At 69.2% G+C, this 16,910-nt stretch carries 17 protein-coding genes; 13 read left to right on the top strand and 4 right to left on the bottom strand.

Annotation, left to right across the window (positions count from 1 at the left end):
* Positions 1 to 18 precede the first annotated feature (18 nt).
* From murC to OG984_RS10515, 11 genes are all read left to right on the top strand, one after another.
* Entirely contained in the window at positions 19 to 1,437 is a 1,419-nt protein-coding gene (gene murC / locus OG984_RS10565; RefSeq protein ID WP_328531543.1) for a UDP-N-acetylmuramate--L-alanine ligase, read from the top strand.
* A 17-nt stretch (positions 1,438 to 1,454) separates the two neighbouring features.
* Positions 1,455 to 2,420 carry a cell division protein FtsQ/DivIB gene (locus OG984_RS10560; RefSeq protein ID WP_328531542.1) on the top strand — a complete coding sequence of 322 codons (966 nt, stop codon included), beginning with the start codon at positions 1,455 to 1,457 and terminating at the stop codon, positions 2,418 to 2,420.
* A gap of 226 nt (positions 2,421 to 2,646) precedes the next feature.
* Entirely contained in the window at positions 2,647 to 3,891 is a 1,245-nt protein-coding gene (ftsZ, locus tag OG984_RS10555; protein WP_328531541.1) for a cell division protein FtsZ, read from the top strand.
* Between the two features lie 25 nt (positions 3,892 to 3,916).
* Positions 3,917 to 4,627 (top strand): peptidoglycan editing factor PgeF, encoded by a 711-nt coding sequence (gene pgeF, locus OG984_RS10550; protein ID WP_328531540.1) that lies wholly within the window; start codon positions 3,917 to 3,919, stop codon positions 4,625 to 4,627.
* Complete coding sequence (locus OG984_RS10545; protein WP_328531539.1) at positions 4,627 to 5,328, top strand: YggS family pyridoxal phosphate-dependent enzyme; 702 nt, start codon at positions 4,627 to 4,629, stop codon at positions 5,326 to 5,328. The genes pgeF and OG984_RS10545 overlap by 1 nt, the downstream gene beginning before the upstream one ends.
* Before the next feature lie 36 nt (positions 5,329 to 5,364).
* Positions 5,365 to 5,850, top strand: coding sequence for a cell division protein SepF (locus OG984_RS10540; protein WP_328531538.1), 486 nt, complete (start codon positions 5,365 to 5,367; stop codon positions 5,848 to 5,850).
* A gap of 153 nt (positions 5,851 to 6,003) precedes the next feature.
* Complete coding sequence (locus tag OG984_RS10535) at positions 6,004 to 6,771, top strand: DivIVA domain-containing protein (protein ID WP_040757109.1); 768 nt, start codon at positions 6,004 to 6,006, stop codon at positions 6,769 to 6,771.
* Between the two features lie 460 nt (positions 6,772 to 7,231).
* On the top strand, positions 7,232 to 7,660 hold the full coding sequence (locus tag OG984_RS10530) for a TraR/DksA family transcriptional regulator (RefSeq protein WP_328531537.1): 429 nt from the start codon (positions 7,232 to 7,234) through the stop codon (positions 7,658 to 7,660).
* Between the two features lie 29 nt (positions 7,661 to 7,689).
* Complete coding sequence (gene lspA / locus OG984_RS10525; protein WP_328531536.1) at positions 7,690 to 8,220, top strand: signal peptidase II; 531 nt, start codon at positions 7,690 to 7,692, stop codon at positions 8,218 to 8,220.
* Entirely contained in the window at positions 8,217 to 9,158 is a 942-nt protein-coding gene (locus OG984_RS10520; protein ID WP_328531535.1) for an RluA family pseudouridine synthase, read from the top strand. The genes lspA and OG984_RS10520 overlap by 4 nt, the downstream gene beginning before the upstream one ends.
* Positions 9,145 to 9,621, top strand: a complete 477-nt coding sequence (locus tag OG984_RS10515; protein WP_328531534.1) for a GNAT family N-acetyltransferase — start codon at positions 9,145 to 9,147, stop codon at positions 9,619 to 9,621. Before OG984_RS10520 ends, OG984_RS10515 begins: the two co-directional genes overlap by 14 nt.
* Positions 9,622 to 9,629: 8 nt before the next feature.
* On the opposite strand, the gene mmuM is transcribed toward OG984_RS10515, so the two are convergent.
* Positions 9,630 to 10,496 (bottom strand): homocysteine S-methyltransferase, encoded by an 867-nt coding sequence (gene mmuM, locus OG984_RS10510; protein ID WP_328531533.1) that lies wholly within the window; start codon positions 10,494 to 10,496, stop codon positions 9,630 to 9,632.
* Positions 10,497 to 10,638: 142 nt separating this feature from the next.
* Between mmuM and dnaE the strand changes: the two genes are divergently transcribed.
* A complete protein-coding gene (dnaE, locus tag OG984_RS10505) occupies positions 10,639 to 14,223 on the top strand; it encodes a DNA polymerase III subunit alpha (RefSeq protein ID WP_328531532.1) in 3,585 nt (1,194 codons plus the stop codon).
* Positions 14,208 to 14,822 carry a hypothetical protein gene (locus OG984_RS10500; RefSeq protein WP_328531531.1) on the top strand — a complete coding sequence of 205 codons (615 nt, stop codon included), beginning with the start codon at positions 14,208 to 14,210 and terminating at the stop codon, positions 14,820 to 14,822. The genes dnaE and OG984_RS10500 overlap by 16 nt, the downstream gene beginning before the upstream one ends.
* Positions 14,823 to 14,861: 39 nt before the next feature.
* Here OG984_RS10500 and ybaK read toward each other — a convergent pair whose 3' ends face one another.
* From ybaK to OG984_RS10485, 3 genes are all read right to left on the bottom strand, one after another.
* Positions 14,862 to 15,350 carry a Cys-tRNA(Pro) deacylase gene (gene ybaK, locus OG984_RS10495; protein ID WP_328531530.1) on the bottom strand — a complete coding sequence of 163 codons (489 nt, stop codon included), beginning with the start codon at positions 15,348 to 15,350 and terminating at the stop codon, positions 14,862 to 14,864.
* Entirely contained in the window at positions 15,350 to 16,012 is a 663-nt protein-coding gene (locus OG984_RS10490; RefSeq protein ID WP_328531529.1) for an LON peptidase substrate-binding domain-containing protein, read from the bottom strand. Before OG984_RS10490 ends, ybaK begins: the two co-directional genes overlap by 1 nt.
* Positions 16,013 to 16,101: 89 nt before the next feature.
* A complete protein-coding gene (locus tag OG984_RS10485; protein WP_328531528.1) occupies positions 16,102 to 16,893 on the bottom strand; it encodes a hypothetical protein in 792 nt (263 codons plus the stop codon).
* Between the last annotated feature and the right edge of the window lie 17 nt (positions 16,894 to 16,910).

The raw sequence follows: 16,910 nt of genomic DNA, 5'->3' as shown, positions 1-16,910 counted from the left end.
CGCAACGGAGGTGTCGGCATGAGGGTTCCGGTTCCCGAGCAGATCCTGCCCGCCGAGCGGCTGGGCAGGGTCCACTTCATCGGCATCGGTGGTGCGGGCCTGTCCGCGATCGCCCGGGTCATGCTGGCCCGCGGGATCGAGGTCTCCGGCAGCGACGGCGCCGACTCCTCGATGGTCGCGGCGCTGCGCGAGGAGGGCGCGACCGTCTACGTCGGCCACGAGGCCTCCCAGGTCGACGGCGTCGACACGTTGATCGTGTCCACGGCGATCCGCGAGGACAACCCGGAGTACGTCGCGGCTGTCGAGAAGGGCCTGCGGATCTACCCGCGCTCGGCCGGGCTGGCCTCGGTGATGGAGGGCCGCCGCGTCCTCGCCGTCGCCGGCACCCACGGCAAGACCACCACCACCTCGCTGCTGACCGTCTCCCTGCAGGCCGCGGGCGCCGCGCCGACCTACACGGTCGGTGGCGAGCTGGCCGCCTCGGGCACCAACGCCGCCGAGGGCTCCAGCGACCTGTTCGTGGCCGAGGCCGACGAGTCCGACGGCGCCTTCCTGGTCTACAAGCCCTACGCCGCGGTCGTCACCAACGTCGAGGCCGACCACCTCGACCAGTGGGGCACCGAGGAGGCCTACCGCGAGGGCTTCGCCCAGTTCGTGGGGCGGCTGGCGCCCGACGGGTTCCTGGTCGCGGTCATCGACGACCCCGGCGCCGCCGACCTGCGCCATGTCGCCCACTCCCTGGGCCGCCGCTTCGTCGGTGTCGGTGAGTCGGAGCTGGCCGACGTACGCGCCGTCGACGTCGTCCTGGAGGGCACCACCTCCTCGTTCACCGTCGTCGACGGGCTCGACGAGCTGGGCCGCATCACGCTGCAGATCCCCGGGCATCACTACGTCGCCGACGCGCTCGCCGCGCTGACGGTGGGCCTGCGCCTGGGTCACTCCTTCGACCTCCTGAAGGCGGGCCTGGAGTCGTTCACCGGCACCCGGCGGCGGATGGAGCGCAAGGGAGAGGCCGCCGGCGTACGCGTCTACGACTCCTACGCCCACCACCCCTCCGAGATCACCGGCGACCTGGTCTCCGGCCGATCCGTGGCGGGGGAGGGGCGGCTGATCGTGGCCTTCCAGCCCCACATGGTCTCGCGCACCCGGATCTTCGGCGAGGAGATGGGCCGCGTGCTCGGCGCGGCCGACGAGGTCGTCGTCCTCGACGTCTACCTGGCCCGCGAGGACTACGACCCCGAGGTCACCGGCAAGCTCGTCGCCGACGCGGTCCCGCTGCCGCCCGACCGGGTCGTCAGCGTCGCCGGGCTCGAGGAGGCCGCTGCCGAGCTGGCCCGCCGCGCGCGTCCGGGTGACCTGGTTCTGACTCTCGGAGCGGGTACCGTGACGGAGGTGGGCCCGATGGTGCTTGCCAGGCTACGTAAGGCCGAGCAGTAACGCTGGGGGAGGCGAGCATGGGGGACAAGGGGTCGGAGACCGAGATCGCCGAAGCCCTGGAGATCGCCCGGTCGGCGTCCGGGGAGCGCGAGATCGACCTCGAGACGGAGGAGGCCACGGCCGGGTCGAGCACCGGGTCGAGCACCGAGGAGAGCACCGAGGGGAGCACCGAGGCGGCCGGAGGGCCGGACCTGGATCCGGACGCGGAGGTGGACTCGGAGGAGGAGCGGCCGGCGGTCGATGCGGCCACCCTCAAGAGCCGCCGGGCCTTCGCCCGCCGGCAATGGCGCCGACGCTGGCTCGCGTGGCGCTACCTCATCGTCGGCACCCTGGTGATCGCCCTCCTGCTCGGCGGGATCTGGGCCGTCTACTTCTCGACCTGGCTGCAGGTCAAGGGCACCTCGGTGCACGGCACGATGAAGATGACCAGCGCCAAGGCGGTCGCCGAGTTCGCCGCGGCACCCGTCGGGGAGCCGCTGGCCACCGCCGACCTGGAGGCCGTGCAGGTGCGGGTGCTCAACGGGCTGCCCATGGTGCGCTCGGTCAACGTCTCCCGGGAGTGGCCCGACAAGATCCGCGTCGACGTCACCGAACGTACGCCGGTGGCGGTCGTCTCCATCGGCGGCCGGCTGCGGGCCCTGGACGAGACCGGCGCCGTCTTCTGGGACTACGAGAAGGCGCCGCGCGGCCTGCCGATGGTGAACACCGTGACCGGCACCAACTCCGATGCGCTTCGCGAGGCCGCCGCGGTGGCCTCGGCGCTCCCCGCCGACCTGGCCAAGCGCGTCGACTACGTCGAGGTGACCACCGTCGACTCGATCTCGCTGGAGCTGCGCAACGACAAGCGCGTGGTGTGGGGGAGCAGCGCCCAGTCCGACACCAAGGCCGACGTGCTGGTCGCGCTGATGAAGGCGGAGCCCGACGTGGCGCGCTACGACGTCTCCGTGCCCGGCCAGCCGGTCACCAGCAAGAGCGTCGGCTGATCCCGGACCGTCGATTCTCCACCGGTCGGCTCTGCCACATTGCCCCTACCGGAAGGCACGAGATCGGCACAACTGATCCGCATCCGCGTGTCGTGCCAGTTAGAGCACGTACGTCTGCCTACTGTTCTGAGAACGGCGAGGTTGACATAACTATAACCCTCAGCCTGAGGGTAAGGGTTGAGAAGCCCGCCGTAAGGACCAACCAGCGATCGAAGGGGCGACCACCGTGGGAGCTGCACAGAACTATCTGGCGATCATCAAGGTCGTCGGCATCGGTGGCGGCGGCGTCAACGCTGTCAACCGGATGATCGAGGTCGGCCTCAAGGGGGTCGAGTTCATCGCCATCAACACCGACGCCCAGGCGCTGCTGATGAGCGACGCCGACGTCAAGCTCGACATCGGCCGTGAGCTGACCCGCGGTCTCGGTGCCGGCGCCAACCCGAGCGTGGGGGAGAGCGCCGCCGAGGACCACGCCGACGAGATCGAAGAGGTCATCAAGGGCGCCGACATGGTCTTCGTGACCGCCGGCGAGGGTGGCGGCACCGGCACCGGTGGCGCCCCGGTCGTGGCTCGCATCGCCCGCAGCCTCGGCGCGCTGACCATCGGTGTGGTGACCCGCCCCTTCGCCTTCGAGGGTCGCCGTCGCGCCAACTCCGCCGAGGAGGGGATCAGCAAGCTCCGCGAGGAGGTCGACACCCTCATCGTCATCCCCAACGACCGGCTGCTGTCGATCTCGGACCGCAACGTCTCGGTCATGGACGCGTTCCGCCAGGCCGACCAGGTGCTGCTCCAGGGCGTCTCCGGCATCACCGACCTGATCACCACCCCCGGCCTGATCAACCTCGACTTCGCCGACGTGAAGTCGGTCATGTCCAACGCCGGCTCGGCGCTGATGGGCATCGGGTCCGCGCGCGGTGAGAACCGCAGCGTCGAGGCCGCCGAGATGGCCGTCTCCTCGCCGCTGCTCGAGGCGTCCATCGACGGTGCTCACGGCGTGCTGCTCTCGATCGCGGGCGGCTCCGACCTCGGTCTCTTCGAGATCAACGAGGCCGCCGCGCTGGTCGCCGACGCCGTCCACCAGGAGGCCAACATCATCTTCGGCGCGACCATCGACGACGCGCTCGGCGACGAGGTCCGGGTCACCGTGATCGCAGCCGGCTTCGACGGTGGCATGCCCAAGCGCCGCGAGGGCGCCTCGGCGCTCGGCAGCGTGCAGGGCCGGTCCACCAGCTCCCAGCCTGCCAACAACGGCGAGACCGCCGCCGTGGCCACCGCGGTCGCGACCCGGCGCGCCGAGGAGGCCGAGGAGACCCCGGCCGCTCCGGCCAAGCCCGCCAAGCCCGCGCCGGCCGCACCGGCGACGCCTCCGCCGGCGACCCCGCCGGCCGAGCCCGCTCCGGTCGCCAAGAAGCCCGCCCCGAGCGTGCAGTTCAGCGATGATGAGCTCGACGTTCCCGATTTCCTCAAGTAAGCACAGTGTGAAGTAGGGCCCTCTCTTGTATTCGTTCCGAGCCTCCGCAGGCCTCGTCGACCTGGCGTTCACCGACAGGTACGGCGGGGTCAGCCGTGCTCCGTACGCCGAGCTCAACCTGGCGGTCAACGGCTCGGACTCGCCGGAGGCCAAGGCCGAGAACCACCGGCTGCTGCTGGCCGACTTCGCCGACGGCGCGCCCTACGCCGACCTCTATCAGGTCCACGACAACGCGGTCGTCGACGCGGAGTGCGGTGCTCGCCCGGAGGCGGACGGCATCGTCACCACGGAGCGCGACCTGGTGCTGCTGGTCCGGACCGCCGACTGCGTACCCGTGCTGTTCGCCGACGAGGAGGCCGGCGTCATCGGCGCGGCCCACGCCGGACGCAAGGGGATGGCCGTCGGGGTCGTGCCCGCGACGATCGCCCGGATGCGCGCTCTCGGCGCGACCCGGATCAAGGCCTGGGTCGGACCGCACGTGTGCGGCAAGTGCTACGAGGTGCCCGCCGAGATGCAGGAGGAGATCGCCGCGGCCGAGCCGGCCACGCGCGCCACCACGAGCTGGGGCACCCCCAGCCTCGACGTCGGCGCCGGAGTGCTCGCCCAGCTGGCCCGCGAGGATGTCGAGGCGGTCGACGCCAGCCGCTGCACCCGTGAGTCCGAGGACCTCTACTCCTACCGCCGCGACGGCGCCGGCATGTCGCTGGGCGCGCTGATCCGGCTGCGAGGTGCCTGATGGCAGATCGCGCCGATGAGATCGCGGCCGGGCTCGCCGAGACCCGCGAGCGGATCGCCCTGGCGGCCAAGGCCGCCGGTCGCCCCGCCGAGGACGTCCACCTGGTCGTGGTCACCAAGTTCTTCCCCGCCTCCGACGTACGCATCCTGGCCGGACTCGGCGTCACCGACGTCGGCGAGAACCGTCACCAGGAGGCGGCGGCCAAGGCGGCCGAGTGCGCCGACCTCGGCCTGCGCTGGCACTACATCGGTGGGCTGCAGTCCAACAAGGCGGCCGCCGTGGCCGGCTACGCCGACGTGGTCGAGTCCGTCGACCGCTCCTCGCTGCTGCCCCGGCTCAGCCGCGGCGCAGGCGAGCGCGGCCAGATCCTCGACGTGCTCCTGCAGGTCTCCCTCGACCCGCCCGGGCGTGAGGGGCGTGCCGGGGCGGATCCCGATGACGTACGCGACCTCGCGGCCGAGGTCGAGGCGACCGACGGGCTCCGCCTGCGGGGCCTGATGGCGGTCGCTCCGCTGGGCGAGGACCCGGCGCCGGCCTTCGTCCGGCTGGCACGGATCCGAGAGGACTTCCTGGTCGAGTACCCCGAGGCGACGGTGCTGTCGGCAGGGATGAGTGGCGACCTGGAGGAGGCGATTGCCCATGGCGCGACACACGTACGTGTCGGGTCTGCGGTCCTCGGAGAGAGGCCAACTGTCAAGTAATGTCTCGGTCAGCAATACTTTGGGGAAGGTGGCAGCATGAGCGGCGCGATGCGCAGGTTCGGTGAATACCTCGGCCTGTTGGAAGACACCGGGTACGACGACGACGTCTACGAGGGTGATGACGACGAGACCCGCTCCCACGAGGCCGTCAAGGCGCCGGTGCGGTCGAAGCAGTCTCGTCCGGCCCCGGTGGCTGACCTTTCCGAGCGGCGACGAGCAACGGTGGTGCCGGCAGTGACAGAGCTTTCCAAGATCATCACGCTGACACCGACGTCCTACAACGAAGCGCGTCAGGTCGGCGAGAACTACCGCGACGGCACGCCGGTGATCATGAACCTCACCGAGATGAACGATGCCGACGCAAAACGGCTTGTCGACTTTGCGGCCGGCTTGATCTTTGCTACCTATGGGAACATCGAGAGGGTCACCAACAAGGTGTTTCTTATCTCACCTGCGAACGTTTCGGTCACGGCTGAGGCCAAGCAGAGGATCGTTGAGGGCGGCTTCTTCAACCAGAGCTGAGGCCTTCGACACCTGCCTGTGGGTGCCTGGATGCGGTCCGCATCTGGCATGTCTACGGACAGGCGCTAGAGTTTCGACAGCATTAACCTGATGCCGCCCCCCGGCGGTGCAGTCCGTACGTCTGAGTCAACCGAGTAATGAATGGGTGAGGTCATGCCGCTGACGCCAGAGGACGTGAGCAACAAGCGCTTTACTCCCGTCCGGCTCCGCGAGGGCTACGACATGGGCGAGGTGGACCAGTTCCTCGACGAGGTCGAGGCCGAACTGGCACGTCTCACCCGGGAGAACGACGACCTTCGCGGGAAGTTGGCATCTGCGCAGTCGGGTGGGGGTCCGTCCTTCCCGATGGCTCCCGAGCCGCCTGCGCCTGAGCCGATGCCGGCCCCCGAGCCGGTCTCGCACCAGATGCCGATGTACCAGGAGGCACCGCAGACCGGCGGCATCGAGACGATCCGGGTCGAGACCGTGCCGGAGGCCTCCAACGCCGCGGCGCGGCTGCTCGAGCTGGCCACGCGCAACCACGACGCGCTCATCGACACGGCCAAGAACGACGCCGACAAGATCGTCGGGGAGGCCCGCACCAAGGCCGAGCGCCTCGAGGCCGAGTCGAAGGCGAAGGCCGACCGCATGGAGGCCGACGCGCGCACCCGTGCGCAGATGCTCGACAGCGAGACCGCCGAGCGTCGTCAGCAGCTCTTCGGTGAGCTGGAGCGTGAGAAGGACAACCTGACCACCGAGGTCGACACGCTGCGCAACTTCGAGCGTGAGTACCGTTCGCGCCTGAAGAGCTACTTCACGCAGCAGCTCGACGCACTGAACAACTCGGCTGAGTCTCAGGCGCCCGTCATGGCGGCCGCCGTCAACGAGTCGGGCCCGGCGCCGAAGCGTCTGCGCTCCATCCTGGGGGAGGACGAGGGCTGAGGTCCTCGTAGTCAGGCTTCCATCGGCCGGTCCCGCGACGCGGGGCCGGCCGATGCGCATGTCCGCGCCCTCTGACGGGTACGGCGCAGAAACGCGTTGTAGCAGGTGAGATGGGTCCTGTAAGAGGATTCCGCGGTTTTTCCGCGCTGCGGACCAATATGAGTGCAGTTTCGGTGTGTTAGTTGAGTGGAGCCCGATCCCGGGCTACATTCCGGGCACGCACTCCGCACCGACTCGGCGGCGCGAAGTGATGGCAGGAGAAAGGGGACTCCATGTCCGTACCTATGAACGGTCGCGTCGTCGCGACCGTCGGGCGCGTCCACGCGATGCCGCCCGAGCTTTCTGGGAATACCAGTCTCGCAGTCATGGCTTCCACGTCGGTGGCCACGGCGAGCGCCTAGCCAAACCTTGATCACCGTGCGGCCCGGGGGGCCGTGTCTCACACCAGAAAGCGAGTGCCGTGCCTAAGAAAGCAACCAAGACCGTCGTCTCTCCTGACCAGCTGAAGGTCAAGGACGGCGAGGACCCGTGGACCAAGGACGAGCTCAACGAGGTCGTCGACGAGCTCCACGAGATGAGGGCTCACAGCCTCGAGGTGCTCACCGCTCTCGAGGCCGAGCTGTCCGGCCTGATGAAGGACTCCGGCGACGGCGCCGGCCAGGACCAGGCCGACATGGGGGCGACCAGCTTCGAGCGTGACCACGAGCTGACCGTGGTCAACAGCGAGAAGGACAAGCTGGCCCAGATCGAGCGGGTCCTGGGATACCTCGAGGACGGCACGTACGGCATCTGCGAGTCCTGCGGTGAGCCGATCGGCAAGATGCGGCTCATGGCGTTCCCCCGTGCCACACTGTGCATGACATGCAAGCAGCGCGAGGAGCGTCGCTGAGCGACGCACACACCGGTCCAGAGTCCGACGTGCGCCCTGTTCGGTGGGCAGAGTTCGCGACCGTTGCAGTGCTTCTCCTGGTCACCGACCAGCTGACGAAGCTCTGGGCGGTCGCGACGCTCGTTCCCGGGCAGCCGCAAGAGCTGATCGGCTCCGTGCTGCAGCTCAACATCATCCGCAACCCGGGAGCCGCCTTCTCGACGGGGACCGGGTTCACCTGGTTCTTCACGACGCTCTCGATCGTGGCCACGATCGGCGTGCTCTGGTTCGCGCGCCGGGCGCGCCACCGGGGCTGGGCGTTCGCGCTCGGCATCCTCGTCGCGGGCATCAGCGGCAACCTGATCGACCGGCTGCTGCGTGAGCCCGGGTTCTACGTCGGCCACGTCGTCGACTTCCTGCAGCTGCCCAACTGGCCGATCTTCAACGTCGCCGACATGTGCATCAACGTCGCCGCGGTGATGATCGTGATCCTCTCGTTCAAGGGGATCGGGCTCGACGGGTCCGTCGACGGCGGCGCTGCGGACAAGGCCGAGGACGCCTCCGAGGGCGAGGCGAAGTGAACTTCGGTCACGCCGACCAGCGCACGCTGCTGGTCCCCGACGGTCTGGAGGGGGAGCGGGTCGATGCCGCCATGGCGCGGCTGTTCGGCCTCTCCCGCACCCGGGCCGCCGAGCTCATCGCCGACGGTCTGGTGACCGTGGACGGCTCGGTGGTGGCCAAGAGCGACCGGGTCAGCGCCGGGTCGATGCTCGACGCCACCATCCCGTCCCAGGCCGACCCGCTGGAGATCAAGCCCGAGATCGTCGAGGGCATCAAGATCATCTACGACGACGACGCCTTCGTGGTGATCGACAAGCCCGTCGGCGTGGCCGTGCACCCCTCGCCGGGCTGGCAGGGCCAGACCGTCGTCGGTCACCTCGCCGCGGCCGGCTTCCGGATCTCCACCTCGGGGGCCAAGGAGCGCGAGGGCATCGTCCAGCGCCTCGACGTCGGCACCTCGGGCGTGATGGTGATCGCCAAGTCCGAGCATGCCTACTCCGTCCTCAAGAACGCGTTCCGGCAGCGTACGGTCGACAAGACCTACCACGCCCTGGTCCAGGGCCACCCGGACCCGCTCGAGGGGACGATCGACGCCCCGATCGGGCGCAACCCGAAGTACGACTACAAGTTCGCGGTCCGCGCCGACGGCCGCCACTCGGTGACCCACTACGAGACGCTCGAGGCGCACCGCTTCGCCTCGCTGCTGAAGATCCACCTCGAGACCGGGCGCACCCACCAGATCCGCGTCCACATGTCGGCGCTGAAGCACCCGTGCGTCGGCGACCTCACCTACGGTGCCGACCCTGCCCTCGCCCGCCGCGTCGGGATCGAGCGGCAGTGGCTGCACGCGGTCCAGCTCGGCTTCGAGCACCCGGAGACCGGCGAGTACGTCACGTTCGAGTCGACCTACCCCGACGATCTCCAGCACGCGCTCGCCTGGATCCGTGAACAGCACTGAATCCGCGACTCCCACCGAGGCGGTGCTCCGCCCGGCCGAGGCCGAGGACATCGCCGAGATCGTCAGCACCTACGTCGAGGCACGTGCCGCCGCGCCGATGCCGCCACCGATCTACCCGGTCTCCGACATCCGGGAGTGGCTCGCGGTGAAGGTGCTCGCGCCCCAGAAGGGATCACAGGTCTGGGTCGCGGAGGTCGCCGGCGAGGTCTCGGCCTTCGTCGCCTTCACCCCGACCTGGCTCGACGACCTCTTCGTCCACCCCCGTGCCCAGGGCACCGGCGTCGGCACCATGCTGCTCGACCTGGTGAAGTCGCTGGCCCCCGACGGCTTCGGCCTGTGGGTCTTCGAGATGAACACGCCCGCGCGAGCCTTCTACGCCCGCCGCGGTCTGCGTGAGGTCGAGCGCACCGACGGCTCCGCCAACCAGGAGAAGACCCCCGACGTACGGATGGCCTGGCCCTAGCCGAGGCGTCACGCCTCGGCCTGCAGGTGGGACATCTCGGAGGCGATGAGGGCGATCTCGGCCGGACCGACGCGGCAGCAGCCGCCGAGGTACGTCGCGCCGGCCCGCGCCCAGGAGAGCGCCTCTCCCGGCCGGAAGTGAGGGGTGCCGGTCCAGGCGCCGTCGGCGTAGGTCTCGCCGGTGTTGGGGTAGACGACGGCGGGCTCGCCGGTGGCGGTGGCCAGCTGGACGGCGGCGGGGACGTCGGCCGGGTCGCAGCAGTTGACGCCGACGGCGACCACGGAGCGGATCCCGGCGGCCAGCGCCAGGGCGTCGGCCAGCGGCTGGCCGGCCCGGGTGCGGGTGCCGGCGCAGGAGTAGGAGAACCAGACCGGCAGGCCGATGTCGTCGAGGAGGTCGACGAGCACCTCGGCCTCCTCGATGTCCGGGATGGTCTCGACCGCGATGAGGTCGGGGTCCTCGGTCTCCAGCAGCGCCAGCCGAGGCGCGTGGAAGTCGCGCAGCGTCGCCGCGGAGACGCCGTAGCGGCCGCGGTACTCCGACCCGTCGGCCAGGTGGGCGCCGTAGGGTCCGACCGAGGCGGCGACCAGACGCCCGGGCGCCTCGGCGGCGACCTCGCGGGCGACGCGGACGCTGCGGCGCAGCAGCTCGGTGGCGTACGTCTCGCTCATCCCGGCCTCCACGAAGCCGGGCACGCTGGCCTGGTAGCTGGCGGTCGTGGCGACGTCGGCCCCGGCGGCGTAGTAGGCGCGGTGGACGGCGGCGATCTCGGCGGGTGACTCATCCAGCAAACGGGCCGTCCACAGGGCCCCTGAGACATCGTGACCGCGCGCTTCCAGCGCGTTGGACAGGCCGCCGTCGAGGATCGTCACCACAACTGAAGACTGTACGGCCAGCCGCCCGAAAAACTGTCGGTGGCGCCAGATAGTCTGTAGTCCTTCCCCCAGGTCGTCCGTTGTTGAGCACGGGCTCCTGCGCCCGCTCCATCCGTTCGACCTCGAGGAGGGCTCCACGCCAATGGCGGCCGGCTCCAAGGACTCATTCGTCCACCTGCACGTCCACACCGAATACTCGATGCTGGATGGTGCCTCGCTCCTCGACGGACTGTTCAAGCGGACCAGCGAGCTCGAGATGCCGGCGATCGCGATGACCGACCACGGCAACATGCACGGGGCCTATGACTTCTGGAAGAAGGCGAAGGCCCACGACGTCAAGCCGATCATCGGCATCGAGGCCTACATCACCCCCAACACCCCGCGCTCGGAGCGCAAGCGGGTGCGGTGGGGCAAGGGCGACGCGGCTCAGGAGGGCGGCGACGACGTCTCGGGTGGTGGCGCCTACACCCACATGACGATGTGGGCGGAGAACACCGAGGGGATGCACAACCTCTTCCGGCTCTCCAGCCGGTCCAGCCTCGAGGGCTACTACTTCAAGCCCCGGATGGACAAGGAGATCCTCGCCGAGCACTCCAAGGGGATCATCGTCTCCACCGGCTGCCCCTCGGGCGCGATCCAGACCCGGCTGCGGCTGGGCCAGTGGGAGGAGGCGCTCAAGGAGGCCGGGGAGCTGCAGGACATCTTCGGGAAGGACAACGTCTTCCTGGAGCTGATGGACCACGGCATCTCCATCGAGAAGCGGGTCCGCGACGACCTGCTCAAGCTCGGCAAGACCATGGGCATCCGCCCGGTCGCCACCAACGACTCCCACTACAACAACCCCGAGGACGCCGGCGCCCACGAGGCGCTGCTGTGCGTCCAGTCCGGCAGCCGGATGACCGAGCCGCCCTACTCCAAGGGCGGCAAGCGGTTCGCGTTCGAGGGCAGCGGCTACTACATCAAGACCGCCGCCGAGATGCGCGAGCTGTGGGGCCAGCAGGACCTGATCGAGGCCTGCGACAACACCCTGCTGATCGCCGAGCGCTGCGACGTCGAGTTCACCGAGTCGACCGGTGGCTACATGGCGCGCGCCGACATCCCCGAGGGCGAGACCGAGGAGTCCTGGCTGCGCAAGGAGACTTGGCGCGGCATCGAGCTCCGCTACCCGGGTGAGAAGCTGACCCAGGAGGTCAAGGACCGCGTCGAGTTCGAGATCGACGTCATCCTGCAGAAGGGCTACCCGGGCTACTTCCTCGTGGTCGCCGACTTCATCCAGTGGTCGAAGAACAACGGCATCCGGATCGGACCGGGCCGTGGTTCGGGTGCAGGGTCGATCGTGGCGTACGCGTTGAAGATCACCGACCTCGACCCGCTCGAGCACGGGCTCTTCTTCGAGCGGTTCCTCAACCCCGAGCGTCCCTCGATGCCCGACTTCGACATCGACTTCGACGACCACCGCCGCGGCGAGACGATCAAGTACGTCACGGAGAAGTACGGGGCGGAGAAGGTCGCCCAGATCGCCACCTTCGGGCGGATCAAGGCCAAGCAGGCGATCAAGGACGCCGCCCGCATCCTCGACCACGGCTTCGCGATCGGCGACCGGATCACCAAGGCGCTGCCGCCCGACGTGATGGGCAAGGGGGTGCCTCTCAAGGAGCTGTTCAACCCCGACCACAAGCGCTACGGCGAGGGTGGCGACTTCCGTACGCTGCACGACACCGATCCCGACGTCCGCAAGATCTACGAGACCGCGCTCGGTCTCGAGGGCCAGATCCGGCAGACCGGCATCCACGCGGCGGGCGTGATCATGGCCTCCGAGCCGATCATCGACATCGTCCCGCTGATGGAGCCCAAGCAGGACGGCCAGGTCGTCACCCAGTTCGAGTATCCGACCTGTGAGTCGCTCGGCCTGGTCAAGATGGACTTCCTGGGCCTCTCCAACCTCCACACCCTCGAGGACGCGCTCGCCAACATCCGGTCCAACCGCGACATCGACCTGGTGCTCGAGGAGGTCCCCTTCGACGACAAGCCGACCTACGAGCTGATGCAGCGCGGCGACACGCTCGGCGTCTTCCAGCTCGATGGTGGTGGCATGCGCGCCCTGCTGCGGTCGATGCTTCCCGACCGCTTCGCCGACATCACCGCGGTCTCCGCGCTCTACCGGCCCGGCCCGATGGGCGCGGACTCCCACAACAAGTACGCGCACCGCAAGAACGGCCGTGAGCCGATCGTGCCGATCCACCCCGAGCTCGAGGAGCCGCTCGCGGAGGTGCTGGGGGAGACGTACGGCCTGATCGTCTACCAGGAGCAGGTGATGTCGATCGCCCAGGTCCTGGCGGGGTTCTCGCTCGGACAGGCGGACAACCTGCGCCGCGCGATGGGCAAGAAGAAGAAGGCCGAGCTCGACAAGCAGTACGCCGGGTTCCAGGCCGGCATGCTCGAGCGCGGCTACTCCCAGAGTGCGATCGACACCATCTGGGAGATCCTGCTCCCGTTCTCCGACTACGCGTTCAACAAGTCGCACTCGGCGGCCTACGGCGTGGTCACCTACTGGACCGCCTACCTGAAGGCCAACTACCCGACCGAATACATGGCGGCGCTCTTGACCTCGGTCAAGAACGACAAGGACAAGATGGCGATCTACCTCAACGAGTGTCGCCGGATGAAGATCGCGGTGCTGCCGCCCGACGTCAACGAGTCCTCCCACGACTTCACCGCCGTCGGCAGCGACATCCGCTTCGGCCTGACCGCGGTCCGCAACGTCGGCGCCCAGGTGGTCGACGGGATCGTGGAGGCGCGCACCAGCAAGGGCCGCTTCGAGGACTTCAACGACTTCCTCGCCAAGGTGCCCGACCGGGTCTGCAACAAGCGCGTGATCGAGTCGCTGATCAAGGCGGGCGCCTTCGACGACATGAAGCACCTGCGCCGCTCGCTGGTGGCGATCCACGAGACCGCGGTGGACCAGTACGTCGACATCAAGCGCAACGAGGCGATCGGCCAGGACTCCCTGTTCGGTGGTCTCGACGACGGCGACGGGGTCGAGTTCGGGGTCTCGGTCGCCATCCCCGAGATGGACGAGTGGGACAAGATGACCCTGCTCGGCCACGAGCGCGAGATGCTCGGCCTCTACGTCTCCGACCACCCGCTGATGGGGCTGGAGCACGTGCTCGCCAACGGCACCGACTGCACCATCGGCCAGCTGATGACCGACGAGTCGCGGCCCCACAACTCCACCGTCACGGTCTCCGGCCTGGTCACCAACGTCAACCGGCGCATCACCAAGAAGGGCGACGCCTGGGCGACGGTGACGCTGGAGGACCTGGAGGGCTCGGTCGAGGTGCTGCTCTTCCCCTCGTCCTACCAGCTGGCGGCGCCGCACCTGGTCGAGGACTCGATCATCCGGGTCAAGGGCCAGCTCTCCCGCGACAAGGACCAGCCCGAGCTGCGCGGCCAGGAGGTCACCGTCCCCGACCTGACCGGCGGGCCGGGTGCTGCCGGGGGACCGGTGGTGATCACGCTGCCGTCGACGCGGTGCACGCCGCCGGTGATCGCATCGCTGCGTGACGTACTGACCACCTACCCCGGAGTTGCCGAGGTCAGGCTACGGTTGATGACACGGGACGCGACCCGGGTCATGAAGCTCGACGACCGGCTGCGGGTTACACCGACTCCCGAGCTGTTCGCCGACCTCAAACACCTCCTCGGACCAGGATGCCTGACAATCTGATCGTGCCGCCGCCGCCCAGTCTCTACGTGACCGGCCGCCGCTCCGCCCGCCCCGACCTGTCCCGCCCGGTGCTGGTGCAGGTGGCGATCATCGTCGTCGCCTTCGTCGTCGGCGGTCTCGCCGCCGGTCTCGCCGCGGCGACCCTGTGGACCCCGCCGACCGGGATGGTGCTCGAGGACAAGTGGTACCGAGGACTCATCGCGATCGACCCGCCGACCATCGCGCAGAACATCGACCAGGGTGTCTTCGCGGCGACCGCCTGGTTCTCGGTCTGCGCGATCGTGCTCGGCCTGCTGGTCGGCATCGCGGCCGCGGTCTGGCTCAATCGCTCCGAGCTCGTCACCCTCGCCGCGGTGACGATCGGGGGTGCGGTCGGTGGTGGCCTGATGCTGCTGGTCACCTCGCTGCTCTCACCCGAGGACCCCAACGGTCTCGCCAAGGGAGCCGCCGACGGCACCGTGCTCCAGGACAGCTTCCAGCTGGCCTCGCCGTGGCTGGTCCTGCTCGTCCCGGGCTCGGCGATGCTGGCGCTGATGGTGATCTTCCTGATGTGGGCGCCCCACGAGGACGCCGACCCGGAGCGCCTGCCCCACTCCTGAGCATCGAGTCGGCGCGTCATGACGAGCCGACTCGGCGGGTCATCTGGCGATCGGGGCGGTGGTGGCGTCGGTGATCTTGATCAGGTCCGTCGGGGCCAGCTCCAGGTCGAGGCCTCGGCGGCCGCCGGAGACGTAGACGGTCTCGTACGCAGTGGCCGACTCGTCCACGACGGTCGGATGCGGACGCTTCTGGCCGACGGGTGAGATCCCGCCGGCGACGTACCCGGTGGCGCGCTCGGCCGTGGAGACCTCGGCCATCTGCGCCTTGGAGCCACCCAGAGCGCGAGCCAGGGCCTTGAGGTCGAGCTGGCCGGTGACGGGGACGATGCCGACGACGAGCTTTCCGTCCAGCGACGCCATCAGGGTCTTGAAGACCCGCGCGGGCTCGACGCCGAGGGCCTCGGCGGCCTCCAGGCCGTAGGACTCGGCGCGTGGGTCGTGCTCGTAGGGGTGGAGGACGTAGTCGATCCCGGCCTGAGTGAGGGCGACGGTCGCCGGGGTGCCGCCACCGGCCTTCTTCTTCGCCATCAGTTGGGCGACCACTTCGTGCGTGCGACCTCGGTGGCGGGCAGCGAGGGGATCACGTTCATCGCCCTGAGCTCGGCTCGGAGCAGGTCGGTGGCCATGCCCAGGCGCAGGGCGGCGTCGGGTGCCTCCAGGAGAGCCTGCCGGTCGGGCATCGGCAGGGGAGTGGTGGCGGAGATGGTCCAGGAGAGGAACTCCGGGTCCTTGGGGAGCGAGCCGGTGAACGGGTCCTCGCGGAACTCCAGCAGCGCAGCGCGGTAGGCGGTGAAGGTCGCCCGGGCGGTGTCGACGACGCTGCTCGGGACGGTGACGTGGTCCTCGGGGAGCTCCTCGACGTCGGCGACGGGGAAGTCGCCCGAGCTGACCAGGCTGTCCATCCGGATCCGGTCGACGGCGAGCACCTCGAGGTCGAAGGAGCCGTCCTTGTGCTGCTCGACCTCGGTGATCAGCAGCCGCACACCGACGCGGTAGAGCGACTGGGCGCCGGTCTCGCCGACCTCGTAGCCCTCGCGGATCGCCACCGAGCCGAAGTGGCGCTCCTCCTCTTCCTGGCGGAGCAGGTGGTGCACCATCGCGCGGTAGCGGTCCTCGAAGACCCGCAGCGGCAGTGTCACGCCGGGGAAGAGGACCGCATTGAGCGGGAACATCGGGAGTCGCTCATTCACGGGACCAACCTATGGGTGCCGCGGGGGTGTTCGCCCGCGAACCCCCGCCCCGTGTCTCCTTCTGTTCCCGCTCCGCCTGGTCCGAGCTGTCAGTCCTCGTACGCCGCGCGGTCGATCTTGATGTGGTAGCGCTGGCCGGTGGCTGCCCCGAGGAGCGCCCCGACGAGCATCACGACCAGGAGCACGACACCGGCGATCAGCGCGCCCCAGCCGAGCTGGTCGGTGCTCACTCCCACGTTGGGCAGGTCGAGCCGCTGCATGATGTCGTAGCTGGAGCCGAACAGTGCGCCGGCGACGGCGGCGATGATCATCACCGCGATGGCGACGATCCACACACCCAGGCCCTGCCTGCGGGCGTCGAAGCGGGACATCCGGGCGGCTACGTACCCGCCGGCGTAGTAGCCGACGAACATCACCACGGCGAGCGTGATCGCGGCCGCGATCCCGACGGAGTCGGCCATCGACTCCAGGTCGGTCTGGGTCCAGTTCTGGTCGGCGCCGATCGCGGAGGCGACGGCGCTGATGATCGCTCCGAGCAGGACGGTCACGCCGACCGCGACCAACCAGCCGAAGAAGCAGGCGCCCCAGTTGATGCCGCCGTAGGTGTCGTGGAGGGCGGCGCGGCGGCTGTCCTCGGCGTGACGGTAGTGCTCGACGCCGGCTGCCTCGTAGCCCCTGCCGGTGCCCCCTGAGGTGTCCCTGTCATGCACGTGGCCGACATCCTCGTTGGCCCGGTGCGGGCGCTCGACGTTGTCGTCGTGGCCGACGACCGCGGGGCCGCCGGGGTAGGGATCACGAGTCTCGGCGTGGTTCACGTCGGTCTCGGGGTAGCTCTCGTCGGCATGCTTGTCGTGTCGGTGGAAAAGTCCAGGGCGTGCCATGGCGATCCTCCTTCGTG

The organism is Nocardioides sp. NBC_00368 (assembly GCF_036090055.1).
In the GTDB taxonomy this organism is placed as follows: Bacteria; Actinomycetota; Actinomycetes; order Propionibacteriales; family Nocardioidaceae; genus Nocardioides.
The sequence above is the reverse complement of the archived record's forward strand: the minus strand, read 5'-3'. Positions and strand labels throughout refer to the sequence as shown.